The organism is Faecalibacterium sp. AM43-5AT, from assembly GCF_003603345.1.
Lineage (GTDB): Bacteria > Bacillota > Clostridia > Oscillospirales > Ruminococcaceae > Faecalibacterium > Faecalibacterium taiwanense.
The window spans coordinates 164,737-185,990 of record NZ_QVGZ01000004.1; the positions used below are offsets into that span (position 1 = coordinate 164,737).

The window sequence follows — 21,254 nt, forward strand, 5'->3', positions numbered from 1 at the left end:
TACCACAAAATCAAAATATTACAACAAGAAGTTGTTTCAGTTTTCACTTTTATTTTTCGGGTCTGTGGGCGATCATGCACCGGTCATTGCCGCCAAAATCCTTGCGGCACTCAATGTCTGCCCAGCCGTTTGCAGCCAGCAGTGCCGCCACAGCCTGCCGCTGCTGCCAGCCGATCTCCAGCACCAGTGCGCCGCCGGGCCGCAGTGCATTCTGGTAATGCTCTGCAAGGGCACGGTAAAACATAAGGCCGTCCTTTCCTGCTTCCAGCGCCATGGCCGGTTCCTGCGCCACCTCCGGCTGCAGATGCCGCATCTCCTCGGCGGTGAGGTAGGGCGGGTTGGATACGATCAGATCAAGCTGCCCTTCCGGCAGGCCCTGCCAGTAGGTGAACAGGTCGCCCTCCACCGGCTGCACCGCATAGGCTTGCTTTGCCTTTGCGCGCAGAGCGTTCAGCGCCGGCCCCCAGTCAAAGGCCGGGGCATCTGCCTGCTCAAACGCGGTAGGCTCCAGCAAGTCCTCCGTCTGCCCGCCCTGCCCTTTCAGGGCGCAGCGGCAGTTCTTTTCCAGATAAACAAAGGCTTCCGGGCTTTTTTCCACGCAGGTCACCTGCGCCGCCGGACAGAAGCGCTTGACGCCCAGCCCCAGACAGCCGGTCCCCGCGCAGAGATCCAGCACCCGGGGCGCTGCAATGCCCGTCAGGGTATTGGCAGCCGCTTCCGCTACCACCTCAGTGTCTGCCCGGGGGCAGAGCACACCGGGGCCAACAGCAAGGTCAAAATCCAGAAAGCTCCAGATCCCGCACAGGTATTGCAGCGGTTCCCGCTGCTCACGGCGCGTGCAGAGGGCTTCCAGCTTTTCCGCTTCCTCCGTGGTCAGCACCCGGTCGGAAAGGCGGGCATCCCGCCCGGCTGCCACGCGGAACAGCTCCCGTGCATCGTAATCGGCATCCGGACACCCTGCAGCGGAAAGCCGGGCTTCCACAGCCCGCACCGCTTCGCGCGGGGTCAAACCAGCAATTACCATCTGCCATCCTCCGGGTCCTCGGGCAGCACAGGGGTCACGGCGGCAATAGCCACCTCGATCATGCTGTCGTCCGGTTCAAACACGGTCAGGTGCTGCACCCAGATACCGGGCTGGCGGATGATGCGGGTGGCAATGTTATCGGAACGGCCACACCACTTGAGCAGCTCATAGCTGATGCCCATGACCAGCGGCAGAAGCAGCAGCTTGAACAGCACCCGCAGGCCGATGCTGCCCCACGGCAGCACGCTGTAGAGGAACACGCTGACGATGACCACCAGAATGAGGAAACTGGTGCCGCAGCGCGGATGGAACCGAGTGTACTTGCGCACATTCTCCACGGTCAGCTCGTCACCGGCCTCATAGCAGGCAATGGTCTTGTGCTCGGCACCGTGGTACTCAAACACACGGTGGATCTCCTTCATCTTGGAGATGGCCACCATATAGGTGAGGAAGATGCCAACTTTCAGCACCGCTTCCAGCACCACCTTGGCCCAGCGGCCCAATGTTACAAAGTGGTTCACGCCGCCCACGATGAGGGTGGGCAGCACGGTGAACAGCAAAATCGCCAGCAGGCCGCCCAGTACGGCGGCACAGGCCAGCAGTGCGTCCTCTGCCTTTTTGCCCAAGTGGTCGCCCACCCATTTTTCAAAGGCAGTCTCTTCCTCTTCGGGGTCGTAGTCGTCACCCATGCTCACCTGAGCCGAGTACATCATGTATCGGTAGCCCACGATCAGGCTTTCGATCATGGAGATGGCACCGCGCACCAGCGGGATCTTTGTCCAGATGCCGTGGTTCTTCACAGGGTCGATCTTGGTCTCAATGGTGCCGTCCGGCTTGCGCACGGCGCAGCAGATGAGCTTCGGGCCGCGCATCATGATGCCTTCCATCAGCGCCTGCCCGCCGACGCTGGTCTTGAAACGTTCCTTTTTGGGTTGATTCATTGGGTTCTCCTATCGGATCATATTTTTCCCGGTTATTTTACCACAGAATTGTGACAAAATCTTCACGCCTTATGGTACAGCGGCAAGCCCAGTGTGACCACTGTGCCGCGGCCCAGCGTGCTCTTGATGTCCATGGTGCCGTCCAGTGCAGTCATGATGGAATCCACCAGCGCAAGGCCGATGCCGCTGCCGCGCACCGAATTACTGCCCTTGTAGAACTTGGTCTTGACATTCTCAAGGTCTTCCGGCGGGATGCCGCGGCCCTGATCGATGATCTCCGCAAAAGCCTTGTATTCGCCCGCCCACAGCTTGACCGTGATGCGCCCGCCGGGGGCCGAGTACTTGATGGCGTTGTCCATGATATTGATGAACACCTGCCGCAGACGGTCCGGGTCGGCATAGACCGGGATCATCTCCTCCGGCTCGGTGTAGCTGAGCACAAGGCCCTCGCGCTGGATGCGTGCTTCACAGAACAGCACCGCATCGGTCAGCTCTGCCACAAGGTCCAGCGGGCGGCAGTCCATACGGATGCGGCCGTTCTGCAGACGGCTGAAATCCAGCAGCTCTTCCACCATGTTGTACAGGCGGCCCGTCTCATTGTTGATGATCTCAAGGCCCTTGCGGTAGTTCTCGTCTGCCGGGTCGTCCAGTGTGCGCAGGGTCTCCACCCAGCCCCGGATGGAGGTGAGCGGCGTGCGCAGCTCGTGAGAGACGGAACTGATGAACTCGTTCTTCATCTTCTCGGTCTCTTCCAGCCCTTCGGCCATCTGGTTGATGGTGCCGCGCAGGCGGTCCACCTCGTCGTGCTCGTTGCCAGTGACCGGCAGGCGCACATCCAGCTCACCCCGGGCGATGCTGGCTGCGGTGCGCTCCACCTGCCCCAGCGGCACCACGATGCTGCGGATGAAGTACAGGCCGGACATCACGGTGAAAGCAAGGATCACCGCCGCGATCACAACACTTACCGCGATGGCGTTCTTGATCTGCGCTCCCACAAGGGTCAGGCTGGTGACAAGACGCATCGCCGCCACATCCTCGGCGGCATAGGGCACCAGATAACAGGCCGCCATCACCAGCTCACCGGACTGGGTGCGGTAGACCGCCACACCAAGGCCATCAGAAGCCTCCTGCGCCTGCTCAAAGTCGGTGCCGGTCACAATGCCGTCCGCATTTGTGCCACTGGAGGACGCAATGACCCCGCCATAGCTGTCCAGCAGCATGAACTCGTATTTGTCCTTATCGGCAAACTGCTCCACCATGCGGCGCAGGGCCACGCTGCGGGTAGCTGCCGTGCTCTGCACCGTATCGCCGGTGTACATTTTCAGCTGGCCGGACACCGAAGAGAACCGCCGGTACATGGTCTGCTGCACGCTGTTATAATAGCTGCGGGTGTAGTTGTACAGGAACATGGTTTCGGCCAGCAGCACCAGCAGCACGGTGATGAGCAGATTGCCCCGCAGCCACCGGCGGGTGATCCCGCTTCTCATTCTTCCCATCTGTAGCCGTAGCCCCACACAGTAAGGATATGGGTGGGATGGCTGGGTTCATCCTCCACCTTCATGCGCAGACGGCGGATGTTCACATCCACGATCTTCACGTCACCAAAATAGTTCTCGCCCCAGACACCCTTCAAGATCTTCTCGCGCACCAGCGCAATGCCGGGGTTGCGGAAGAACAGCTCCATGATCTGGAATTCCACCTGCGTCAGCTCGATGGGCTGGCCTGCCTTGAGCAGCACGCGGCGGTTCTCGTCCAGCACAAATTCGCCGCTGGTGAGCATCCCCAGCGGGTTTTCTTTTTCTTTTTCGTCCCCGCCTGTAGTACGGCCGACGCGGCGGCACAGCGCTTTCACACGGGCCAGCAGTTCGCTTACGCTGAAAGGCTTGGTCATATAGTCATCGGCACCAATAGAAAGGCCGCGGATCTTGTCCTGCTCCTGTCCCTTGGCGCTGAGGATGATAATGCCGATCTTCTGATCGGTGCGGCGGATGGTCTCGCACAGGGAAAAGCCGTTCATGCCCGGCAGCATCACATCCAGAATGGCCGCATCGCAGCCCGGCTTCTTCTCCAGCAGCGGCAGAGCCGCCTCGGCGCTTTCGGCCTCCACAGCCTCCATGCCCGCAAGGCGCAGGTTCAGCGCGATCATCTCGCGGATGTTGGCTTCATCTTCAACGACAAGCACTCGTACCATGAACTGTTCCTCCGTTCTTTAGTTGAGCAGATACAGCGCCTTGGACAGGCGGTAATTTTTATCACTGATCTCCACATCCGGGGCAAGCTTCGCCTGCATCTGGCGGGATGCCACGATGCCAAGGCGGGTCCAGCCCTTCAGGCTGGAGGTGGTGCGCACCAGACGCAGGGTCATTACCAGCTGGTCTTCGTCCACCGTGCGCAGCTCCACTGCACCATCATATTGTTCGCTGTCGGTCAGTTTGAGGTTGCCCTCCCACTCCATGGGCAGCTCGATATAGCAGTTGGTCTCTTCGTCCAGCAGCCCGAAGCTTTTTTCCGGGTGCGGGCTGGTATAGTCCATCCACACGATAAAATCCATGCGGCGGCTCTGGCTCATGTTCAGCAGGCCCGCTTCGTCCGGCTGGGTGGGGATCTCCACGATGCCGTCGCCGTCCAGATCCTGACTGACCAGACTGGGCACATTGCGCAGGGATGCGGTGTAAAGCTTTTCGGTGCTGATCTGATCGGCAGGCACCATCTGCTGCGTGTCCTCGTCAAAACGCAGCAGCACGCTGGCCAGATTGTTGCCGGAAATGCCGGTCCAGCCATCCAGCACCAGATAATGCCTGCCGTCCGCACCCACACCCGCCGCCACCGAGGCGCAGCCGGCGAACCGATTGGCGGAAAGGCCCATAACAGCCACCTGCTGGAAGCTGCCCTCTTTATCCACGGTCAGCAGTTCGATCTGCACGCCGCCGTCCTCCAGCGTGGACATCAGGATCAGGTCCTGATTGCCGCCGCCGGTGATATCCTCCACCAGATACTGCTGGTACTGCTGCTCCAGGATCGTGGAAAGCACGCCGTCGGTGTAGGAATACACAGCCAGATAATGGTCGCCCTGTGCCGCTGTATAACCCACCACCAGTTGGGTGGCATCGCCGGGCTGCAGCTGGGCCAGCCCCACCGACTCTACCGTGTCTGCAAGGCCCTCTACGTTCTGGCGCACATGCCAGATGTCGGCATCATCCTTCTGCAGGATGGCAATGCACACGTTGGAGCTTTGGGCGGTGGTGTAAAGCACGGCGGCATCCTGCCTGCCGTCACCGTCCAGATCCTGCAGCAGGAAAGGCGAAAGCAGGTCGCCCTGCATGGGATATTTGAGCTGTGCGCTCTCCCCCAGCCAGTCGTTCAGGGCAGTCTGCACATCGCCGTAATCGCCGGAAAGCTTGGGCGCACGCAGAAGCTCTTCCACCTGCACCTGTTCACCGGGCATGCTGCAGCCTGCCAGAAGCAGGCACAGCAGCACGCAAGCCAACCACCGGCCAAAATGATTCGGATGTTTCAACCGCTGCGCCTCCTCTGTGTGGAAAACTTGTCCGGCCAAAGGCCGAAAACATGCTATTGTCAGTATACCACGGGCCGGGCGCAATGCCAACACCTGAAAATGAGAAAGCAAAAAAGAGACTACCGTACAAAATACGATAGTCTCTTAAAAAACTGTTATAAACAGTCAGAGCAGATCAGACCAGCTCCAGAACTGCCATCTCAGCTGCGTCGCCGCGGCGAGCGCCGATCTTGATGATGCGGGTGTAGCCGCCGTTGCGGTCAGCGTACTTGGGGCTGATCTCATCAAACAGCTTCTTTGCAACATCTTCCTTGGTGATGTAGGCATAAACCTGACGCTTGGTGTGCAGGTCGCTTGCCTTGCCAAGGCTGATCATCTTCTCGGCCATGGAACGAACGTCCTTAGCGCGAGTGACAGTGGTCTCAATCTTGCCATTCTCTAACAGGTAGGTAACCATAGCGCGCATCATAGCATTGCGGCTGTCGCTGGTTCTACCGAGCTTTCTGGTACCGGGCATCCCGTTTCACTCCTTAATTATTTTTAGTTATCGTCATCCGTGTTCAGCTTGAAGCCCAGAGAATCCAGCTTTGCCATGACCTCTTCCAGGCTCTTGCGACCGAGGTTGCGGACCTTCATCATCTCGTCCTCGCTCTTGCTGACCAGATCTTCCACCGTGTTGATGCCTGCGCGCTTCAGGCAGTTGAAGGAACGCACGCTCAGATCCAGCTCTTCAATGGTCATTTCCAGAGCCTTTTCCTTGTCGTCGTTGGTCTTCTCCACCATGATCTCAGCGCCGGCTGCCTCATCGGACAGGTTGACGAACAGGTTCAGGTGCTCGGTCAGCACACGGGCAGCCAGAGAAACGGCTTCCTGCGCATTGATCGTGCCATCGGTCCAAACCTCGATGGTCAGCTTGTCATAATCGATCGCCTGGCCAACACGGGTGCTCTCGACGTTGTAGTTCACCTTGAGCACAGGGGTGTAAATGCTGTCAACGGGAAGAGTGTTGATATCGTTCTTCTCGATGATAGCCTGTTTGTTGCGCTCTGCGGGCACATAGCCGCGGCCCTTATCGAAGGTCAGCTCCATGACGAGCTTGCCGCCCTCGCCCAGGGTTGCGATGTGCCACTCAGGGTTCAGAATTTCGATGTCGTCGCCCTGCTTGATGTTGTCAGCGGTGACCTCACAGGGGCCGACTGCCTCAACACGCACTGTCTTCGGACCATCGGTGTACAGCTTTGCAGCAATACCCTTCAGGTTCAGGACAATTTCGGTAACGTCTTCCTTGACGCCCTCAATGGTGGAGAACTCGTGAACCACGCCATCAATCTTGACGCTGGTCACGGCGACACCGGGCAGAGAGGAAAGAAGCACACGACGCAGGCTATTGCCCAGTGTGATGCCAAAGCCACGCTCCAGCGGTTCTGCCACGAATTTACCGTAGCGGCCGTCCGGGGACAGGCTTGCCGTTTCGATTTTGGGACGTTCAATCTCCATCATATCTATGCCCTCCTTGTCAAACCGGCGCTGCCGCCGGCCCATTATTAAATTCTTTCAAAGAAAAGAATGCGAAAGTGAGCCGTCCACGGGGAAGGCCCAGCCTTCTTAATGGATTACTTGGAGTACAGCTCGACGATGAGGTGCTCTGCGACTTCGTAGTCGATATCGCTGCGCTCGGGCAGCTTTGCGACAACACCCTTCAGAGAACCGGTCTCACGGTTCAGCCATGCGGGCAGAGCAACAATGGGAGCCTCGGGGCCGGTCAGCTTTGCAAACTTTGCAGAGCTGCGGCTGGACTCGCGCACTTCGATCACGTCGCCAGCCTTCACCTGATAAGAAGGAATGTTGACCTTCTTGCCGTTGACGGTGAAGTGAGCGTGGGACACCAGCTGACGAGCGTCGCGGCGGGTCTGAGCAAAGCCCAGACGGAACACGACGTTGTCCAGACGGCACTCCATGATCTGCAGCAGGTTCTCACCAGTCTTGCCGGGGCGGGCCTCAGCACGCAGGTAAGCATTGTGGAACTGCTTTTCCAGAACGCCGTAGATAAACTTGACCTTCTGCTTCTCCTTCAGCTGAGATGCGTACTCAGACTGCTTCTTGCGCATGTTGCCATTGGAGTTGCGGGTGGTATTCTTCTTTGCATAGCCCATGACCGCAGGAGAAATGCCCAGGGCCTTGCAACGCTTTGCGATAGGCTGCGTATTCTTTGCCATAATTCAATTTCCTCCTTCGATCAGACACGACGGCGCTTCGGGGGACGGCAGCCATTGTGGGGGATGGGAGTCACGTCCTTAATCAGGGTGACTTCCAGGCCGGTAGCCTGCAGCGCACGAATAGCGGACTCACGGCCAGCGCCGGGGCCCTTGACGTAGACCTCAACGGTCTTCATGCCATGCTCGATAGCAACCTTGGCTGCGGTCTCAGCAGCAGACTGGGCTGCGAACGGAGTGCTCTTGCGGCTGCCGCGGAAGTTCAGGGAGCCGGAGGAGCACCAGGACACTGCATTACCCTGCAGGTCGGTGATGGTGACAACAGTATTGTTGAAGGTAGACTGGATATGAGCCTGACCAGCAGCAATGTTCTTGCGCTCTTTGCGCTTCATGCGGACATTAGCGCCCTTCTTGGCATTATTTGCACTTGCCATTTCTCAAATCCTCCTTACTTCTTCTTGTTAGCGACAGTGCGCTTGGGACCCTTGCAGGTACGTGCATTGGTCTTGGTACGCTGGCCGCGGCAGGGCAGATTCTTGCGATGGCGGGTGCCACGGAAGGACTGGATCTCAACCAGGCGCTTGATGTCCAGAGCAACGTTGCGGCGCAGGTCGCCTTCAACGATGATGTTAGCCTGATCGATGTAGTCACGGATCTTAGCCTCTTCTTCCAGAGTCAGGTCCTTGACGCGGGTATCGGGGTTGATGCCAGTTGCTTCCAGGATCTTGTTAGCAGTGGTCTGGCCGATACCATAAACGTAGGTGAGACCCACCTGAACGCGCTTCTCGCGGGGCAGGTCAACGCCGGCAATACGTGCCATAGTAGTTTCCTCCAAAAATCATCCCATGTCAGTGTCGGGGTCTGCGCCGGGACTCTACGCACTTGACCCCCAGGCGCCCGAATTAGCCCTGGCGCTGCTTATGCTTGGGGTTCTGGCAGATGACCATCACGCGGCCTTTGCGGCGGATGACCTTGCACTTTTCGCAGATGGGTTTCACGGAAGGCTTGACCTTCATGATGTTGAACCTCCTTTTGGTTGATACCCTGGTGCTTATTTGGAGCGCCAGGTGATGCGGCCCTTAGAAAGATCATAGGGCGACATTTCCACGGTAACCTTGTCCCCGGGCAGGATACGGATGAAATTGGTCCGCAGCTTGCCGGAGATGTGCGCTAAGAGGATGTGACCGCTGGGAGTGAGCTTCCCGGTGTTCTTATCCTCGCTCAACATTTCCACCTTAAAGATGGCGTTGGGCATGGCTTCACGCACAATGCCTTCGATCTCGATAACGTCTTCCTTAGACAAGCTATTTGCCTCCTCATTGGATCTGCTCAGTTTGTCGTTGAACCTGAACCGGTGCCTTTGCCTTGGAACCCTGAAAGCGCCGCGGTTTTCACGTGCCTGCGCCCGTTTGACCGCAGCTTGCCGCTTCAGTGTTCTCCAGTTCCAGTGCCGGTCCACAGACGGACAGGCGGCGATGATCGCCACATACTTCATCTTTCGCGGCACAAAATCCGCAAAACGGGCAGAAAATCCCTGTCCGCCGAGGAAGTATCTGGCTTCCACAGCCATTTATAGATTATACACCTTTTGTTGTCAATTTGCAAGAGGTTTTTTCCGTATTTCCGATAAAAAATTCTCGAAATTCAAAAGCTGCCCTTTCTCTCCCCGGTCTTGGTTTTTCTCCACCGCAAAGATGAAACTTTTTCACCAAAAGTTGTCATAATTGCACAAACAGCAGGTCTGTCCCTGCAAAAACGCCGCCTGCGGCGGAGCATTTCTGCTCTTCACAGGCGGCGCTTCTCATATTTCAGGGATCAGCTTACTTCAGGCTGAACTTTTCCGGGTCAAAATCCGGGTCATCCCAGAAGCGGGTCATGATCTCAGTGTGATCCTTCAGGATCGCATTGGAGTGCTCAAAGTGCGCAGCCAGACCACCGTCCTTGGTCTTGACGGTCCAGCCGTCCTTGGACTGGGTGATCTTGCAGTCGTACTGGCAGATCATGGGCTCAATGGCAATGGTCATGCCGGGCACAAGGCGCGGGCCGCGGCCCTGATGGCCGTAGTTGGGCACTTCCGGGTCCTCGTGCAGCTCACGGCCGGTGCCGTGGCCCACGAACTCGCGGACGACCGAGAAACCGGCATCCTCGCAGTAGCTCTGCACAGCATAGCCAATGTCGCCGATGCGGTTGCCGGCCACAGCCTGCTCGATACCTTTATAAAGAGCAGCCTTGGTCACGTCCAGCAGGCGCTGTGCTTCCAGATCGACCTTACCCACCGCATAGGTGCAGGCATTGTCGCCATTGAAGCCGTCGATCTTTGCGCCGGTGTCGATGCTGACGATATCACCGGGGCGAATGACGATGTCATGCGAAGGGATACCGTGGATAACGGTATCATTCAGGCTGATGCAGGCCGTACCCGGAAAGCCATACAGACCCTTGAAATTGGGGGTTCCGCCGTGCTTCACGATGAAGTCGTAGATCAGCTTATCCAATTCCCATGTGGTCATACCTGCTTCGATATGCTCACCGCCGTACTTCAGGGCAGCTGCGCTCAGGGCATTTGCCTTGCGCATGCCGTCCAGCTCTTTCGCATTTTTGATCTGAATCACGATTATGCCTCCAAAGCCTTCATGACTTCAGCCGTGGTCTCCTCGATGGAGGGGCAGAACTTGATCTCTGCCAGCTTGCCGCGGGTACGGTAGAACTCCACCAGCGGCTCGGTCTGCTCATGATATGCTTTCAGACGATCCAGCACGGTGGCAGGCTGGTCGTCCTTGCGGATGACGGTCTTGCCGCCGCACAGGTCGCACACACCCTCGACCTTGCTCTTCTTGTTGACGATGTGGTAGCTTGCGCCGCACTTCTCGCAGACGCGGCGGCCGCTCATGCGGTCAACGATCACATTGTCCTCGACCTGCAGCTCCAGCACCTTGTCAATGCGGATGCCCATGGTCTCGATGGCCTCGGCCTGAGCGATGGTGCGGGGCACACCGTCCAGGATAAAGCCGTTTGCGCAGTCCGGCTGAGCCAGACGCTCTTTCAGGATGCCGATGATGACCTCATCGGGCACCAGAGCGCCAGCGTCCATAAAGCTCTTTGCCTTCAGGCCCATCTCGGTGCCTTCCTTGACAGCAGCGCGCAGAATGTTGCCGGTGCTGATGGAGGGGATGTTCAGCTTGGCGCAGATGATCTCGGCCTGAGTGCCCTTACCAGCACCAGGTGCGCCCAACAGGATCAGATTCATAGGATCATTCCTTTCCTTTGCTAGAGGATGTAAACTCCAAAAAAGTAAAAAAGCACTGAAAAGTTCGAGCGTACTCTCCTTTCCAGTGCTTTCTCACATCTTAATTATTGTGGATCAACCAAGGAAGCCCTTGTGGTTGCGCATCGTCATGAAGCTGTCGAGGCTGCGGGTGGTATCAAGTGCCACACCAACCACGATCAGCAGGCTGGTACCGCCCAGCTGGATGCTCATACCGGTCAGGTTGCCCAGAATGATCGGCAGCACAGCCACCGCAGCCAGGAAGATGGCACCGATGAGGGTGATCTTGTTCAGGGTGCGGGTGATGAAATCGCTGGTCGGCTTGCCGGGACGGAAGCCGGGGATCGAGCCGTTGTTGCGGCGCAGATTGTTGGCGATCTCAACGGGGTTGTACTGGATGGCCACATAGAAGTAGTTGAATGCCAGGATCAGCAGCAGGTAGATCACAACGTACAGCCAGGAGGTGTAGTTGAAGGTGTGGAAGAATGCATACCACACCGGGTGTGCCTGCTGGTCGATCTGCAGGAAGCTGCCGATGGTGCCCGGGATGGACACCAGAGCCGAAGCGAAGATGATGGGCATAACGCCGCTCATGTTCAGCTTCAGGGGCAGATAGCTGTTCTGACCGCCCATCTGCTTGCGGCCTACCACGCGCTTTGCGTACTGAATGGTGATGCGGCGCTCTGCGTTGGTCATGACGACCACGAAGACCACAGCCACCAGTGCCAGCACGATCAGCAGCGGCAGGAAGAAGTAGTACTGGGGCTTGCCGGACGCTGCCTGAGTCAGCAGACCCTTGACAGAGGTGTACAGCGAAGACCAGTTGGAGACGATCGAAGCAAAGATGATGAGCGAGACACCGTTGCCGATGCCCTTGTCATCGATCTGCTCACCGCACCATGTGATCAGCTGTGCGCCAGCCACAAAGGTTGCGATGATGACGATGGCGGCAAAGATGCCGGCACCGCCGGAAACGTACTTCAGTGCGCCCATATTGCGGATCACGAAGTAGTAGCCGATGCTCATGATCAGAGCGACCACAGCACCTGCGTACCGGTTGATCTGCTGCAGCTTCTGCTGGCCGTCGGCTTCCTTTGCCAGATTTTCCAGCGCAGGAATTGCCACGGTGAGCAGCTGCACAATAATGGAGGCGTTGATATAGGGTGTCACACCTAACGCGAAGAGCGTGCAACGGGCCAGAGCACCACCGCTCATCATGTTCAGATAGGAGAGCATGTCGCCGTTTGCGAACATCTGCGTCAGCGCAGAGCCGGAAACGAACGGAACGGGAATGGCACAGCCCAGACGGTACACCACGAGGATCGCCAGCGTGAACAGGAGACGATTTTTAAGCTCGGGGATCTTCCATGCGTTACGGAATGTCTGGAACACCTTACATCACCTCAGCCTTTCCGCCTGCCTTCTCGATTTTCTCTTTGGCAGAAGCGGAATAGGCTGCGGCCTTCACGGTCAGAGCCTTGGTCAGCTCGCCGTTGCCCAGAACCTTAACGCCGTCCAGGGTCTTCTTGACCAGACCCTTTGCCTTCAGAGCCTCGGTATCGACGACATCGCCGGCATTGAAAGCAGCTTCCAGATCAGCCACGTTGACGATGGCGTACTGGGTAGCAAAGATGTTGTTAAAGCCAACCTTGGGCAGGCGGCGTGCCAGAGGCATCTGGCCGCCCTCGAAACCAGCGTGCTTCACGCCGGAGCGGGCCTTCTGGCCCTTGCTGCCGAAGCCGGCAGTCTTGCCATTGCCGGAGCCAATGCCGCGGCCCTTACGGGTCACAGCCTTGTTTGCGCCGGGAATCGCGTGCAATTCATGAAGTTTCATTATGCGTATACCCCCTGCTATTAGGCTTCGGTGACGCTGAGCATAAAGCCGATCTTTGCGATCTTGCCCTGCGTAGCGGCATTGTCAGGCTGAACGGTAACGTCGCCCGGCTTCTTCAGGCCCAGAGCCTCAGCGGTAGCGATCTGCTTAGCGCCGCGGCCAATCAGGCTCTTCTTCAGCTCGATCTTGAGCATCTTATCTGCCATGGTTTGTTACCTCCTTAACCCAGAATTTCTTTCACGGTCTTGCCGCGCTTCTCAGCGACAGACTCAGCGCTGACCAGGCCGCACAGACCTGCGAAGGTAGCAGAAACAACGTTGATGGGGTTGTTGGAACGCATAGACTTCGCACGGATGTCCTTGATGCCAGCAGCCTCAATGACGGCACGCACAGGGCCGCCGGCGATCATACCGGTACCAGGTGCAGCCGGCTTGAGCAGAACGGCGCCTGCGCCGTACTTGCCGACGATCTCGTGGGGGATGGTGGTGCCCTTCAGGGCAACCTTGTGCATGTTCTTCTTAGCAGCAGCTTCGCCCTTGCGGATTGCCTCAGGCACTTCGCCGGACTTGCCGATGCCGTAACCGATGGTGCCCTTGCCGTCGCCCACGACAACCAGAGCGGCAAACTTCATGATGCGGCCGCCCTTGACAGTCTTGGAAACGCGGTTGATGGAGACAACCTTGGTGATCATGCCGTCGTCTTCACGGTTTCTCATAGCCATAATGTGTTTCCTCCTCTCATTACAGCTTCAGGCCGCCCTCACGGGCGCCATCAGCCAGGGCCTTAACACGGCCATGATAAACGTAGCCACCACGGTCGAACACGACCTCGGTGATGCCCTTTTCCAGAGCCTTTGCTGCGATCTTCTTGCCGATCTCAGCAGCGGCCTCGACGTTGCCGCCGTTGCCGTTGAAGTCCTTGTCCATAGTAGAAGCCGACACCAGAGTCACGCCCTGCTCATCATCGATGATCTGAGCGTAAATGTGCTTGGCGGAGCGGAAAACATCCAGGCGAGGACGTGCTGCGGTGCCGCTGATCTTGTTACGAACGCGGCGATGACGACGAAGACGAGCTTCGTTCTTGTCGATCTGCTTAACCATTGTCTTTCACTCCTTACCTTATTTCTTGCCCTTGCCGGCCTTGCCTTCTTTGTGCTTGACAACCTCGCCCTCGTAGCGGATGCCCTTGCCCTTGTAAGGCTCGGGCGGCTTCTTGGCGCGGATCTCGGCAGCATACTGGCCGACCTTCTGCTTGTCAATACCGGTAACGGTGAAGTGGTTGGGATCCTGCCACACGATGGTGCAGTCCTCAGTATCAGGAATGTTCACCTGATGAGAGAAGCCCAGGTTCATGACCAGGTTGGAGCCCTGCTTCTGGCAGCGCAGGCCGACACCCACGATCTCCAGCTTCTTCTCGTAGCCGTTCACAACACCGTTCACCATGTTGGCGATGTTGGTACGGGTCAGGCCGTGCAGGCTGCGGGCCTGGGGTTCGTCATTGGGGCGGGTAACCAGAACTTCATTGCCCTCGACCTTGACGGTCATCAGGGGATGATAGTTGGAATTCAGGCTGCCCTTGGGGCCCTTGACGGCGACGTGATGTGCTGCCTCATCGACAGTGACAGTAACGCCGGCAGGAATGACGATGGGTTTTCTTCCAATTCTCGACATTGTCTTTTACCCCTTTCTTACCACACGTAGGCCAGGACTTCGCCGCCGACGTGTGCAGCACGTGCAGCCTTATCAGTCATGATGCCCTTAGAGGTGGAAATGATTGCGGTGCCCAGGCCCTTCATGACCTTGGGCATATCCTCGCAGTTGGTGTAGATGCGCAGGCCGGGCTTGGACACGCGGCGCAGACCAGCGATAACGGGCTCGCCGTTAGCCTGATACTTCAGGGTGACAACGATGGTGCCCTGAACGGTGTCGTTCTTGACCTGCATGCCCTTGATGTAGCCCTCGTCAACCAGAATCTGGCAGATAGCCTTCTTCATGTTGGAAGCGGGGATCTCCACAGAAGGGTGTTTGGCAGTGCTAGCGTTGCGGATGCGAGTCAGCAGGTCCGCGATAGGATCAGTAATCTGCATTTGCCACTAACCTCCTTAGATTAGCTCTCGTTTGTTTTATAATGATACCGCCCCGAAACATCGTTGCCCCGGGGCGGATATCCGACAAATTATCCGGCCCTCTGGCTTGATTACCAGGAAGCCTTCTTCACGCCCGGGATCTCGCCCTTGTAGGCCAGCTCACGGAAGCACACACGGCACACGCCGTACTTGCGCAGCACGGAGTGGGGACGGCCGCAGATGCGGCAGCGGGTGTATGCACGGGTAGAGAACTTAGCAGGACGAGACTGCTTCAGCTTCATAGACAGTTTAGCCATTGTAGAAATCTCCTCCCTTAGTTGTTCTCTGCGAACGGAGCGCCCAGAGCCTTCAGCAGCTCCTTGCCCTCTTCGTCAGTCTTGGCAGTGGTGACAAAGCAGACATCCATGCCGCGGACTGCATCGACCTTCTCGAAGTCGATCTCGGGGAAGATGATCTGCTCCTTGATGCCGCATGCAAAGTTGCCGCGGCCATCAAAACCGTTGCCGTTGATGCCGCGGAAGTCGCGGACACGGGGCAGTGCGATGTTGAAGAAGCGATCGACGAACTCATACATACGCTCACCGCGCAGGGTGACCTTGCAGCCGATGGGAGTGCCCTGGCGCAGCTTGAAGTTAGCAACGCTCTTCTTGGCACGGCAGACGACTGCCTTCTGGCCAGTGATCTGGCCCAGATCCTTCATAACAGCTTCCAGGATCTTCTCGTTGTCCTTGGCTTCGCCGCAGGCAACGTTGATGACGACCTTGTCCAGCTTGGGGATCTGCATAACGCTCTTGTAACCGAACTTGGAGTTCAGAGCAGGAGCAATTTCATTGACATACTGTTCTTTCAAACGAGCCATTGTTCCTTACTCCTTTCTTACAGCTCAGCGCCGCACTTCTTGCAGACGCGAACCATCTTGCCGTCCTTCTCGACGTGGCCCACACGCACGGCCTTGCCGCACTTGGGGCAGATGGGCATGACCTTGGATGCGTACATAGCACCCTCAGCCTTGACGATGCCGCCCTGCTCGCCCTGACGACGAGGCTTGACGTGCTTGGTAACCATGTTCTGGCCCTCAACGATGACCTTGTTCTCAGAGGGGCTGACCTGCAGGACCTTACCAGTGTGGCCCTTGTCCTTGCCGCTGATGATCATAACGTTGTCGCCGGTTTTAACATGAAGATTATTCATTTTTAAAACCTCCTTACAGCGATTCCGGAGCCAGGCTCAGGATCTTGGTGTAGCCGGCATCACGCAGCTCGCGAGCAACGGGTCCAAAGATACGGGTACCCTTGGGGCTCTTGTCGGCCATAACGATAACGGCGGCGTTCTCATCGAAACGGATGTAGGAGCCGTCGTCGCGGCGCACGCCATGCTTGCTGCGCACGATGACAGCCTTCACAACGTCGCCCTTCTTAACGGAGCCGCCGGGGGCTGCCTTCTTGACAGAGCAGACCACAACGTCACCAATGTTTGCGTATCTCTTGCGGGTGCCGCCCAGCACGCGGAAGCACATCAGCTCCTTGGCACCGGTGTTGTCGGCAACTTTGAGATAAGTTTGCATCTGAACCATATCAGATATCTCCTTTCAAACTGTTCAAAGCAGCGGGCAAATTACTTTGCCTTCTCAACGATACGGACCAGGCGCCAGCGCACATCCTTGGACAGGGGGCGGCACTCCATGATCTCAACACGGTCACCGATGCCGCACTCGTTCTGCTCATCACGAGCCTTGAACTTGGCGGTACGCTTCAGGATCTTCTTGTACAGGGGGTGCTGCACGCTATCCTTAACGGCAACCACGATGGTCTTATCCATCTTGTCGGACACGACGACGCCGACGCGGGTCTTTCTCAGATTACGTTCTTCCATCGTTTAACCTCCTTACTGCTTCTCAGCCAGAACGGTCATCACGCGGGCGATGTCCTTCTTGACTGCTTCGATGCGGCCGGGGTTCTCCAGCTGGTTGATGGCATGCTGGAAGCGCAGGTTAAACAGCTCGGCCTTCAGGTCTGCCAGCTTGCTGGTCAGCTCTGCGGTCTGCATTTCGCGGAGTTCATTAGCCTTCATTGGTGCCATCCTCCTTCACGGAGTCCTCACGGACAACAAATTTGCACTTGATGGGCAGCTTGTGCATAGCCAGACGCAGAGCCTCACGGGCAGTGGTCTCATCGACATCTGCCAGCTCGAACAGAACGCGGCCGGGCTTCACAACAGCGACCCAGTATTCGGGAGAGCCTTTACCGGAACCCATGCGGGTCTCAGCGGGCTTTTCAGTTACGGGCTTATCGGGGAAGATCTTGATCCACACCTTGCCGCCACGCTTGATGTAACGAGTCATGGCAACACGAGCAGCCTCGATCTGGGTGGAAGAGATCCATGCCGGCTCCAGAGCAACAAGGCCGTACTGGCCCTGGCACACCACGTTGCCGCGGGTAGCCTTACCGGTCATGCGGCCGCGCTGGACGCGGCGATACTTAACACGCTTAGGCAGTAACATTACTTGTTGCCTCCTTCCTTCTTCTGAGCGGTCTTAGCGCTCTTCAGGACTTCGCCCTTGTAGACCCACACCTTGACACCGATGCGGCCGTAGGTGGTAGCAGCCTCTGCAAAGCCGTAGTCAATGTCAGCACGCAGGGTCTGCAGGGGGATGGTGCCCTCGTGATAGCTCTCGGTACGAGCGATATCAGCGCCGCCCAGACGGCCGGAGCACATTGCCTTGATGCCCTTTGCGGGAACGGTTGCGCGATCGCGGGGGCTCATGGCATTGCGCATGCACTGCTTCATGGCACGGCGGAAGGTCACGCGGTTCTCCAGCTGACGAGCGATATCCTCAGCGACCAGCTGAGCGTTGGTAGCAGCGCTCTTGACCTCGATGACGTTGACGATGACAGTCTTGCCATACTCTTTGGTCAGCTTGTTCTGCAGAGCAACGCGCTCTTCGCCGCCCTTGCCGATGACCATGCCGGGCTTAGCGCAGTAGATGTTGACAGTTACGCGAGGAGCGGAAGTGGACGGGTCCACAGTACGCTCGATCTCGATCTTGGGCACACCAGCATCCTTCAGCTGAGCCTTCAGCTCAGTGCGGATCTTGTGGTCCTCGACGAGGTTATCGCTGAAATCCTTCTTGGAGGCAAACCAGCGGCTGTCCCAGTCTTTAATAACGCCGACACGAATGCCGTGCGGATTTACTTTCTGGCCCATTGTTTTCCCTCCTTACTCTTTCTCTTTCAGAACAACGGTCATGTGGCTGGTGCGCTTCAGGATGCGGTAGCCGCGGCCCTGTGCACGAGGCATCATGCGCTTCAGCGTCGGGCCGGGGCAGACGTAGCACTCGGCGACGTAGAGGTTGTTCTTGTCCATATTGAAGTTGTTTTCCGCATTAGCGGCTGCAGACTTCACCAGCTTCAGAAGGGGCTCACAAGCTGCCTTCGGGGTGTACTGCAGGATTGCCAGCGCTTCGTCCAGGGGCTTGTTACGGATCAGGTCCATAACGATAGACACCTTACGAGGACTAATGCGGGCATAACGAAGAATTGCCCGAGCTTCCATGTTGTGTTCCTCCCTCTATTACTTAGAATTACCAGTGTGGCCCTTGAAGGTACGGGTGGGAACGAACTCACCCAGCTTGTGGCCAACCATGTCCTCAGTCACATACACAGGCACATGCTTGCGGCCGTCGTGGACGGCAAAGGTGTGACCAACGAATTCGGGGAAGATCGTGGAGGCGCGGCTCCAGGTCTTGATGACCTGCTTCTTGCCGGAAGCGTTCATCGCTTCAACGTGCTTCATAAGAGCAGCCTGGACGAAAGGTCCTTTTTTAATGCTTCTACCCATTGTCTTAAACTCCTCTCTTACTTACCTGCACGCTTCACGATCAGCTTATCGGAGCGCTTATGATGCTTGCGAGTCTTGAGACCCAGAGCGGGCTTGCCCCAGGGAGTCATAGGACCGGAGTGACCAACAGGTGCGCGGCCCTCGCCACCACCGTGGGGATGGTCGCAGGGGTTCATGACGGTACCACGGCTGCCAGGACGAACGCCCATGTGGCGCTTGCGGCCAGCCTTGCCCAGGTTGACGTTCTCGTGGTCGATGTTGGAAACCTGACCGATGACTGCGGTGCAGTTCACGGGCACGTTGCGCATCTCACCAGAGGGCAGACGAACCAGAGCGTAGCCATTCTCCTTAGCCATCAGCTGAGCCATGTTGCCAGCGGAACGAACCAGCTGAGCGCCGCGGCCGGGATACAGCTCGATGTTATGGATGATGGTACCGACGGGGATGTTCTCGAAGGGCAGGCAGTTGCCGGGCTTGATATCGGCAGACTTGCTGCTGACGACCACATCGCCCACCTTCAGGCCATCGGGAGCAATGATGTAGCTCTTGACGCCATCGGTGTACTCGACCAGAGCGATGAATGCGCTGCGGTTCGGATCGTACTCGAGAGTCTTGACGGTAGCGGGCATATCGGTCTTCTGACGCTTGAAGTCGATGACACGATACTTGGTGCGGTTGCCGCCGCCCTGATGACGGACGGTGATGCGACCGGTGTTGTTGCGGCCGCTGTGCTTCTTCATGGGCTCCAGCAGGCTGCGCTCGGGAGCGACCTTAGACAGGACGCTGTAATCCGTGACGGTCATGCCGCGGCGGCCCGGAGTAGTGGGGCCATACTTCTTGATAGCCATAGTGCTATTCTCCTTTGTTTATCTTATGAATTATTATCGGGGTCATATCCCCATAGAGGAACCCTCGGCGGGTTCGGCTTAGACCATGCTGTTGAAGAACTCGATCTCCTTGGAGTCCTTGGTCAGGGTCACGATAGCCTTCTTGGATGCAGCGGTGTAACCGGCGTGCATACCCTGGCGGCGGAAACGGCCGCGCACAGAAATGGTGTTGACCTTTGCGACCTTAGCGCCCGGGAACAGGACCTCAACGGCCTGAGCGATCTCGACCTTGGTAGCATCGGTAGCGACCTTGAAGGTGTACTTCTTGTCAGCGATGCCAGCCATGGAGTTCTCGGTAATGACCGGCTTCAGGATGATATCATGTGCGGTTTTCATTAGCCAAGCACCTCCTCGAGCTTCTTAGCTGCGTCGACGCTGATGATCAGCTTGTCGGCGTTCAGCACATCGTAGGTGTTCACGCTGCCTGCGAAGGTGGTCTTCACACCGGCAATGTTGCCAGCGCTCTTGACGAACTTTGCATCGACAGTCTCGTTGACCAGCAGGTTCTTCTTGCCGGCGCCAACAGCGTTCAGCATTGCAACCACGGTCTTGGTCTTGTACTCATCGCAAGCGAACTTGTCAACAACGACCATGTTGCCATTGGCAGCCTTGTCGGACAGGACGCTCAGCAGAGCCAGGCGCTTGACCTTGTTGTTGATGTGGTAGTTGTAGCTGCGGGGCTTGGGGCCCAGAGCGACGCCGCCGTGAGTCCACTGCGGTGCACGGATGGAACCCTGACGAGCGTGGCCGGTGCCCTTCTGACGCCAGGGCTTCTTGCCGCCGCCGGAAACTTCCATGCGGATCTTGGTGTTCTGGGTGCCCTGACGCTGGTTGGCCAGGAAGTTCACCACAGCAATGTGGACAGCCTTCTCGTTCGGGGTGATACCGAACACGGCGTCGGAAAGCTCGATCTCGCTAACATGCTGACCGTTCATATCGACTACGTTAAACTTTGCCATTGTAGCTTTCCTCCTTACGCCTTCACGCTGTTGGCCAGAGTGATGATGGTGCCCTTGGAACCGGGGACCGCACCCTTGACAGCGATCAGATTGTTCTCGGTGTCAACCTTGACAACAGTCAGGTTCTGCACGGTGACGCGCACAAAGCCCATGTGGCCGGGCAGGCGCTTGCCGGGGAACACGCGAGCAGGGGTAGAAGTGGAACCGTTAGAACCTGCATGACGAGCAACAGGACCGGTGCCGTGGCTCTCACGCAGACGGTGCTGACCGTAGCGCTTGATAACGCCCTGGTAGCCCTTGCCCTTGGAAACGCCCACAACGTCCACCTTGTCGCCCTCTGCGAAGACATCAGCCTTCAGCACGTCGCCAACGTTCATTGCGGAAACATCTTCCAGACGGAACTCGCGCAGGGTCTTCTTGGGGGCAACGTTTGCCTTCTTGAAGTGGCCTGCAGCTGCCTTGTTGACCTTCTTGGCGGAAACCTCGCCGAAGCCCAGCTGAACAGCCTGGTAGCCATCGCTCTCGACGGTCTTCTTCTGCACGACGGTGCAGGGACCAGCCTCGATGACGGTGACGGGAACGACCTTGCCGTTCGCGTCGAACAGCTGGGTCATACCGACTTTCTTGCCGATAATGCCTTTAACCATTTTCTTTTCCTCCTGTAAAGGTTATTGGTTGGCAGCGCACGTCA

The 21,254-nt window shown here is 57.6% G+C and carries 35 protein-coding genes; all 35 read right to left on the bottom strand.

Annotated elements, in window-relative coordinates; genetic code table 11:
• Nucleotides 1-49: 49 nt before the first annotated feature.
• Nucleotides 50-1,024: a HemK/PrmC family methyltransferase gene (locus DW937_RS07280; RefSeq protein ID WP_120020865.1), complete on the bottom strand. Its 975-nt coding sequence runs from the start codon at nucleotides 1,022-1,024 to the stop codon at nucleotides 50-52.
• Nucleotides 1,018-1,965 (bottom strand): DUF1385 domain-containing protein, encoded by a 948-nt coding sequence (locus DW937_RS07285; protein WP_005937952.1) that lies wholly within the window; start codon nucleotides 1,963-1,965, stop codon nucleotides 1,018-1,020. The genes DW937_RS07280 and DW937_RS07285 overlap by 7 nt, the downstream gene beginning before the upstream one ends.
• A 62-nt stretch (nucleotides 1,966-2,027) precedes the next feature.
• Entirely contained in the window at nucleotides 2,028-3,452 is a 1,425-nt protein-coding gene (locus DW937_RS07290) for a HAMP domain-containing sensor histidine kinase (RefSeq protein ID WP_097777147.1), read from the bottom strand.
• Entirely contained in the window at nucleotides 3,449-4,156 is a 708-nt protein-coding gene (locus tag DW937_RS07295) for a response regulator transcription factor (protein ID WP_120020863.1), read from the bottom strand. The genes DW937_RS07290 and DW937_RS07295 overlap by 4 nt, the downstream gene beginning before the upstream one ends.
• An 18-nt stretch (nucleotides 4,157-4,174) precedes the next feature.
• Complete coding sequence (locus tag DW937_RS07300) at nucleotides 4,175-5,482, bottom strand: hypothetical protein (protein WP_242959190.1); 1,308 nt, start codon at nucleotides 5,480-5,482, stop codon at nucleotides 4,175-4,177.
• A 175-nt stretch (nucleotides 5,483-5,657) separates the two neighbouring features.
• On the bottom strand, nucleotides 5,658-5,999 hold the full coding sequence (gene rplQ / locus DW937_RS07305; RefSeq protein ID WP_005921819.1) for a 50S ribosomal protein L17: 342 nt from the start codon (nucleotides 5,997-5,999) through the stop codon (nucleotides 5,658-5,660).
• A 23-nt stretch (nucleotides 6,000-6,022) separates the two neighbouring features.
• Nucleotides 6,023-6,982, bottom strand: coding sequence for a DNA-directed RNA polymerase subunit alpha (locus DW937_RS07310; RefSeq protein WP_044953267.1), 960 nt, complete (start codon nucleotides 6,980-6,982; stop codon nucleotides 6,023-6,025).
• A 113-nt stretch (nucleotides 6,983-7,095) separates the two neighbouring features.
• On the bottom strand, nucleotides 7,096-7,698 hold the full coding sequence (gene rpsD, locus DW937_RS07315; RefSeq protein WP_120120551.1) for a 30S ribosomal protein S4: 603 nt from the start codon (nucleotides 7,696-7,698) through the stop codon (nucleotides 7,096-7,098).
• A 20-nt stretch (nucleotides 7,699-7,718) separates the two neighbouring features.
• Nucleotides 7,719-8,129, bottom strand: a complete 411-nt coding sequence (gene rpsK, locus DW937_RS07320; protein WP_005934894.1) for a 30S ribosomal protein S11 — start codon at nucleotides 8,127-8,129, stop codon at nucleotides 7,719-7,721.
• A 14-nt stretch (nucleotides 8,130-8,143) separates the two neighbouring features.
• A complete protein-coding gene (rpsM, locus tag DW937_RS07325; protein ID WP_005937976.1) occupies nucleotides 8,144-8,515 on the bottom strand; it encodes a 30S ribosomal protein S13 in 372 nt (123 codons plus the stop codon).
• Between the two features lie 82 nt (nucleotides 8,516-8,597).
• Nucleotides 8,598-8,711, bottom strand: a complete 114-nt coding sequence (rpmJ, locus tag DW937_RS07330; protein WP_005921832.1) for a 50S ribosomal protein L36 — start codon at nucleotides 8,709-8,711, stop codon at nucleotides 8,598-8,600.
• A gap of 35 nt (nucleotides 8,712-8,746) precedes the next feature.
• Entirely contained in the window at nucleotides 8,747-8,998 is a 252-nt protein-coding gene (gene infA, locus DW937_RS07335; protein WP_005937979.1) for a translation initiation factor IF-1, read from the bottom strand.
• Nucleotides 8,999-9,515: 517 nt separating this feature from the next.
• The gene (map, locus tag DW937_RS07340) at nucleotides 9,516-10,307 is read right to left on the bottom strand and encodes a type I methionyl aminopeptidase (RefSeq protein WP_120120552.1); all 792 of its coding nucleotides are present in this window, start codon (nucleotides 10,305-10,307) and stop codon (nucleotides 9,516-9,518) included.
• Between the two features lie 2 nt (nucleotides 10,308-10,309).
• The gene (locus DW937_RS07345) at nucleotides 10,310-10,942 is read right to left on the bottom strand and encodes an adenylate kinase (RefSeq protein WP_005937991.1); all 633 of its coding nucleotides are present in this window, start codon (nucleotides 10,940-10,942) and stop codon (nucleotides 10,310-10,312) included.
• A gap of 114 nt (nucleotides 10,943-11,056) precedes the next feature.
• On the bottom strand, nucleotides 11,057-12,352 hold the full coding sequence (gene secY, locus DW937_RS07350; protein ID WP_005937994.1) for a preprotein translocase subunit SecY: 1,296 nt from the start codon (nucleotides 12,350-12,352) through the stop codon (nucleotides 11,057-11,059).
• A gap of 1 nt (nucleotide 12,353) precedes the next feature.
• Entirely contained in the window at nucleotides 12,354-12,794 is a 441-nt protein-coding gene (rplO, locus tag DW937_RS07355; RefSeq protein ID WP_005934902.1) for a 50S ribosomal protein L15, read from the bottom strand.
• 20 nt (nucleotides 12,795-12,814) lie between these two features.
• Nucleotides 12,815-13,000, bottom strand: a complete 186-nt coding sequence (gene rpmD, locus DW937_RS07360) for a 50S ribosomal protein L30 (RefSeq protein ID WP_005934904.1) — start codon at nucleotides 12,998-13,000, stop codon at nucleotides 12,815-12,817.
• 14 nt (nucleotides 13,001-13,014) lie between these two features.
• Nucleotides 13,015-13,515: a 30S ribosomal protein S5 gene (gene rpsE, locus DW937_RS07365; RefSeq protein ID WP_005937997.1), complete on the bottom strand. Its 501-nt coding sequence runs from the start codon at nucleotides 13,513-13,515 to the stop codon at nucleotides 13,015-13,017.
• A 19-nt stretch (nucleotides 13,516-13,534) separates the two neighbouring features.
• Nucleotides 13,535-13,894: a 50S ribosomal protein L18 gene (gene rplR / locus DW937_RS07370; RefSeq protein ID WP_005938000.1), complete on the bottom strand. Its 360-nt coding sequence runs from the start codon at nucleotides 13,892-13,894 to the stop codon at nucleotides 13,535-13,537.
• Between the two features lie 18 nt (nucleotides 13,895-13,912).
• Nucleotides 13,913-14,464, bottom strand: coding sequence for a 50S ribosomal protein L6 (gene rplF, locus DW937_RS07375; protein WP_005938003.1), 552 nt, complete (start codon nucleotides 14,462-14,464; stop codon nucleotides 13,913-13,915).
• 17 nt (nucleotides 14,465-14,481) lie between these two features.
• A complete protein-coding gene (gene rpsH, locus DW937_RS07380; RefSeq protein ID WP_005938007.1) occupies nucleotides 14,482-14,880 on the bottom strand; it encodes a 30S ribosomal protein S8 in 399 nt (132 codons plus the stop codon).
• Nucleotides 14,881-14,990: 110 nt separating this feature from the next.
• Nucleotides 14,991-15,176: a type Z 30S ribosomal protein S14 gene (locus DW937_RS07385; protein WP_005921866.1), complete on the bottom strand. Its 186-nt coding sequence runs from the start codon at nucleotides 15,174-15,176 to the stop codon at nucleotides 14,991-14,993.
• A 17-nt stretch (nucleotides 15,177-15,193) separates the two neighbouring features.
• The gene (rplE, locus tag DW937_RS07390; protein WP_005938011.1) at nucleotides 15,194-15,739 is read right to left on the bottom strand and encodes a 50S ribosomal protein L5; all 546 of its coding nucleotides are present in this window, start codon (nucleotides 15,737-15,739) and stop codon (nucleotides 15,194-15,196) included.
• Between the two features lie 17 nt (nucleotides 15,740-15,756).
• Nucleotides 15,757-16,071 (bottom strand): 50S ribosomal protein L24, encoded by a 315-nt coding sequence (gene rplX / locus DW937_RS07395; RefSeq protein WP_005934911.1) that lies wholly within the window; start codon nucleotides 16,069-16,071, stop codon nucleotides 15,757-15,759.
• A gap of 13 nt (nucleotides 16,072-16,084) precedes the next feature.
• The gene (gene rplN / locus DW937_RS07400; RefSeq protein ID WP_005938014.1) at nucleotides 16,085-16,453 is read right to left on the bottom strand and encodes a 50S ribosomal protein L14; all 369 of its coding nucleotides are present in this window, start codon (nucleotides 16,451-16,453) and stop codon (nucleotides 16,085-16,087) included.
• A gap of 41 nt (nucleotides 16,454-16,494) precedes the next feature.
• Nucleotides 16,495-16,752 (bottom strand): 30S ribosomal protein S17, encoded by a 258-nt coding sequence (rpsQ, locus tag DW937_RS07405; RefSeq protein WP_005938017.1) that lies wholly within the window; start codon nucleotides 16,750-16,752, stop codon nucleotides 16,495-16,497.
• Between the two features lie 12 nt (nucleotides 16,753-16,764).
• Nucleotides 16,765-16,950, bottom strand: a complete 186-nt coding sequence (gene rpmC, locus DW937_RS07410) for a 50S ribosomal protein L29 (RefSeq protein WP_005921879.1) — start codon at nucleotides 16,948-16,950, stop codon at nucleotides 16,765-16,767.
• Nucleotides 16,940-17,380, bottom strand: a complete 441-nt coding sequence (gene rplP / locus DW937_RS07415) for a 50S ribosomal protein L16 (protein ID WP_097774397.1) — start codon at nucleotides 17,378-17,380, stop codon at nucleotides 16,940-16,942. The genes rpmC and rplP overlap by 11 nt, the downstream gene beginning before the upstream one ends.
• Complete coding sequence (rpsC, locus tag DW937_RS07420) at nucleotides 17,380-18,084, bottom strand: 30S ribosomal protein S3 (RefSeq protein WP_005938023.1); 705 nt, start codon at nucleotides 18,082-18,084, stop codon at nucleotides 17,380-17,382. Before rpsC ends, rplP begins: the two co-directional genes overlap by 1 nt.
• Nucleotides 18,085-18,096: 12 nt before the next feature.
• Nucleotides 18,097-18,432 (bottom strand): 50S ribosomal protein L22, encoded by a 336-nt coding sequence (gene rplV, locus DW937_RS07425; RefSeq protein WP_005921882.1) that lies wholly within the window; start codon nucleotides 18,430-18,432, stop codon nucleotides 18,097-18,099.
• 18 nt (nucleotides 18,433-18,450) lie between these two features.
• A complete protein-coding gene (gene rpsS, locus DW937_RS07430; protein WP_005921883.1) occupies nucleotides 18,451-18,717 on the bottom strand; it encodes a 30S ribosomal protein S19 in 267 nt (88 codons plus the stop codon).
• 17 nt (nucleotides 18,718-18,734) lie between these two features.
• Nucleotides 18,735-19,565 (bottom strand): 50S ribosomal protein L2, encoded by an 831-nt coding sequence (rplB, locus tag DW937_RS07435; RefSeq protein WP_097777144.1) that lies wholly within the window; start codon nucleotides 19,563-19,565, stop codon nucleotides 18,735-18,737.
• A 78-nt stretch (nucleotides 19,566-19,643) separates the two neighbouring features.
• Nucleotides 19,644-19,940, bottom strand: coding sequence for a 50S ribosomal protein L23 (rplW, locus tag DW937_RS07440; protein WP_005938030.1), 297 nt, complete (start codon nucleotides 19,938-19,940; stop codon nucleotides 19,644-19,646).
• A complete protein-coding gene (gene rplD / locus DW937_RS07445) occupies nucleotides 19,940-20,563 on the bottom strand; it encodes a 50S ribosomal protein L4 (protein ID WP_005938033.1) in 624 nt (207 codons plus the stop codon). Before rplD ends, rplW begins: the two co-directional genes overlap by 1 nt.
• A 14-nt stretch (nucleotides 20,564-20,577) precedes the next feature.
• Complete coding sequence (gene rplC, locus DW937_RS07450) at nucleotides 20,578-21,210, bottom strand: 50S ribosomal protein L3 (RefSeq protein WP_005938036.1); 633 nt, start codon at nucleotides 21,208-21,210, stop codon at nucleotides 20,578-20,580.
• Nucleotides 21,211-21,254 lie beyond the last annotated feature (44 nt).

What these genes read in the sequence shown, in the direction of transcription:
- DW937_RS07280 (WP_120020865.1), bottom strand. Translation starts at nt 1,024, where the DNA reads ATGGTAATTGCTGGTTTGACCCCGCGCGAAGCGGTGCGGGCTGTGGAA.
- DW937_RS07285 (WP_005937952.1), bottom strand. Translation starts at nt 1,965, where the DNA reads ATGAATCAACCCAAAAAGGAACGTTTCAAGACCAGCGTCGGCGGGCAG.
- DW937_RS07290 (WP_097777147.1), bottom strand. Translation starts at nt 3,452, where the DNA reads ATGAGAAGCGGGATCACCCGCCGGTGGCTGCGGGGCAATCTGCTCATC.
- DW937_RS07295 (WP_120020863.1), bottom strand. Translation starts at nt 4,156, where the DNA reads ATGGTACGAGTGCTTGTCGTTGAAGATGAAGCCAACATCCGCGAGATG.
- rplQ (WP_005921819.1), bottom strand. Translation starts at nt 5,999, where the DNA reads ATGCCCGGTACCAGAAAGCTCGGTAGAACCAGCGACAGCCGCAATGCT.
- DW937_RS07310 (WP_044953267.1), bottom strand. Translation starts at nt 6,982, where the DNA reads ATGATGGAGATTGAACGTCCCAAAATCGAAACGGCAAGCCTGTCCCCG.
- rpsD (WP_120120551.1), bottom strand. Translation starts at nt 7,698, where the DNA reads ATGGCAAAGAATACGCAGCCTATCGCAAAGCGTTGCAAGGCCCTGGGC.
- rpsK (WP_005934894.1), bottom strand. Translation starts at nt 8,129, where the DNA reads ATGGCAAGTGCAAATAATGCCAAGAAGGGCGCTAATGTCCGCATGAAG.
- rpsM (WP_005937976.1), bottom strand. Translation starts at nt 8,515, where the DNA reads ATGGCACGTATTGCCGGCGTTGACCTGCCCCGCGAGAAGCGCGTTCAG.
- rpmJ (WP_005921832.1), bottom strand. Translation starts at nt 8,711, where the DNA reads ATGAAGGTCAAGCCTTCCGTGAAACCCATCTGCGAAAAGTGCAAGGTC.
- DW937_RS07345 (WP_005937991.1), bottom strand. Translation starts at nt 10,942, where the DNA reads ATGAATCTGATCCTGTTGGGCGCACCTGGTGCTGGTAAGGGCACTCAG.
- rplO (WP_005934902.1), bottom strand. Translation starts at nt 12,794, where the DNA reads ATGAAACTTCATGAATTGCACGCGATTCCCGGCGCAAACAAGGCTGTG.
- rpmD (WP_005934904.1), bottom strand. Translation starts at nt 13,000, where the DNA reads ATGGCAGATAAGATGCTCAAGATCGAGCTGAAGAAGAGCCTGATTGGC.
- rpsE (WP_005937997.1), bottom strand. Translation starts at nt 13,515, where the DNA reads ATGGCTATGAGAAACCGTGAAGACGACGGCATGATCACCAAGGTTGTC.
- rplR (WP_005938000.1), bottom strand. Translation starts at nt 13,894, where the DNA reads ATGGTTAAGCAGATCGACAAGAACGAAGCTCGTCTTCGTCGTCATCGC.
- rplF (WP_005938003.1), bottom strand. Translation starts at nt 14,464, where the DNA reads ATGTCGAGAATTGGAAGAAAACCCATCGTCATTCCTGCCGGCGTTACT.
- rpsH (WP_005938007.1), bottom strand. Translation starts at nt 14,880, where the DNA reads ATGCAGATTACTGATCCTATCGCGGACCTGCTGACTCGCATCCGCAAC.
- DW937_RS07385 (WP_005921866.1), bottom strand. Translation starts at nt 15,176, where the DNA reads ATGGCTAAACTGTCTATGAAGCTGAAGCAGTCTCGTCCTGCTAAGTTC.
- rplE (WP_005938011.1), bottom strand. Translation starts at nt 15,739, where the DNA reads ATGGCTCGTTTGAAAGAACAGTATGTCAATGAAATTGCTCCTGCTCTG.
- rplX (WP_005934911.1), bottom strand. Translation starts at nt 16,071, where the DNA reads ATGAATAATCTTCATGTTAAAACCGGCGACAACGTTATGATCATCAGC.
- rplN (WP_005938014.1), bottom strand. Translation starts at nt 16,453, where the DNA reads ATGGTTCAGATGCAAACTTATCTCAAAGTTGCCGACAACACCGGTGCC.
- rpsQ (WP_005938017.1), bottom strand. Translation starts at nt 16,752, where the DNA reads ATGGAAGAACGTAATCTGAGAAAGACCCGCGTCGGCGTCGTCGTGTCC.
- rpmC (WP_005921879.1), bottom strand. Translation starts at nt 16,950, where the DNA reads ATGAAGGCTAATGAACTCCGCGAAATGCAGACCGCAGAGCTGACCAGC.
- rplP (WP_097774397.1), bottom strand. Translation starts at nt 17,380, where the DNA reads ATGTTACTGCCTAAGCGTGTTAAGTATCGCCGCGTCCAGCGCGGCCGC.
- rpsC (WP_005938023.1), bottom strand. Translation starts at nt 18,084, where the DNA reads ATGGGCCAGAAAGTAAATCCGCACGGCATTCGTGTCGGCGTTATTAAA.
- rplV (WP_005921882.1), bottom strand. Translation starts at nt 18,432, where the DNA reads ATGGAAGCTCGGGCAATTCTTCGTTATGCCCGCATTAGTCCTCGTAAG.
- rpsS (WP_005921883.1), bottom strand. Translation starts at nt 18,717, where the DNA reads ATGGGTAGAAGCATTAAAAAAGGACCTTTCGTCCAGGCTGCTCTTATG.
- rplB (WP_097777144.1), bottom strand. Translation starts at nt 19,565, where the DNA reads ATGGCTATCAAGAAGTATGGCCCCACTACTCCGGGCCGCCGCGGCATG.
- rplW (WP_005938030.1), bottom strand. Translation starts at nt 19,940, where the DNA reads ATGAAAACCGCACATGATATCATCCTGAAGCCGGTCATTACCGAGAAC.
- rplD (WP_005938033.1), bottom strand. Translation starts at nt 20,563, where the DNA reads ATGGCAAAGTTTAACGTAGTCGATATGAACGGTCAGCATGTTAGCGAG.
- rplC (WP_005938036.1), bottom strand. Translation starts at nt 21,210, where the DNA reads ATGGTTAAAGGCATTATCGGCAAGAAAGTCGGTATGACCCAGCTGTTC.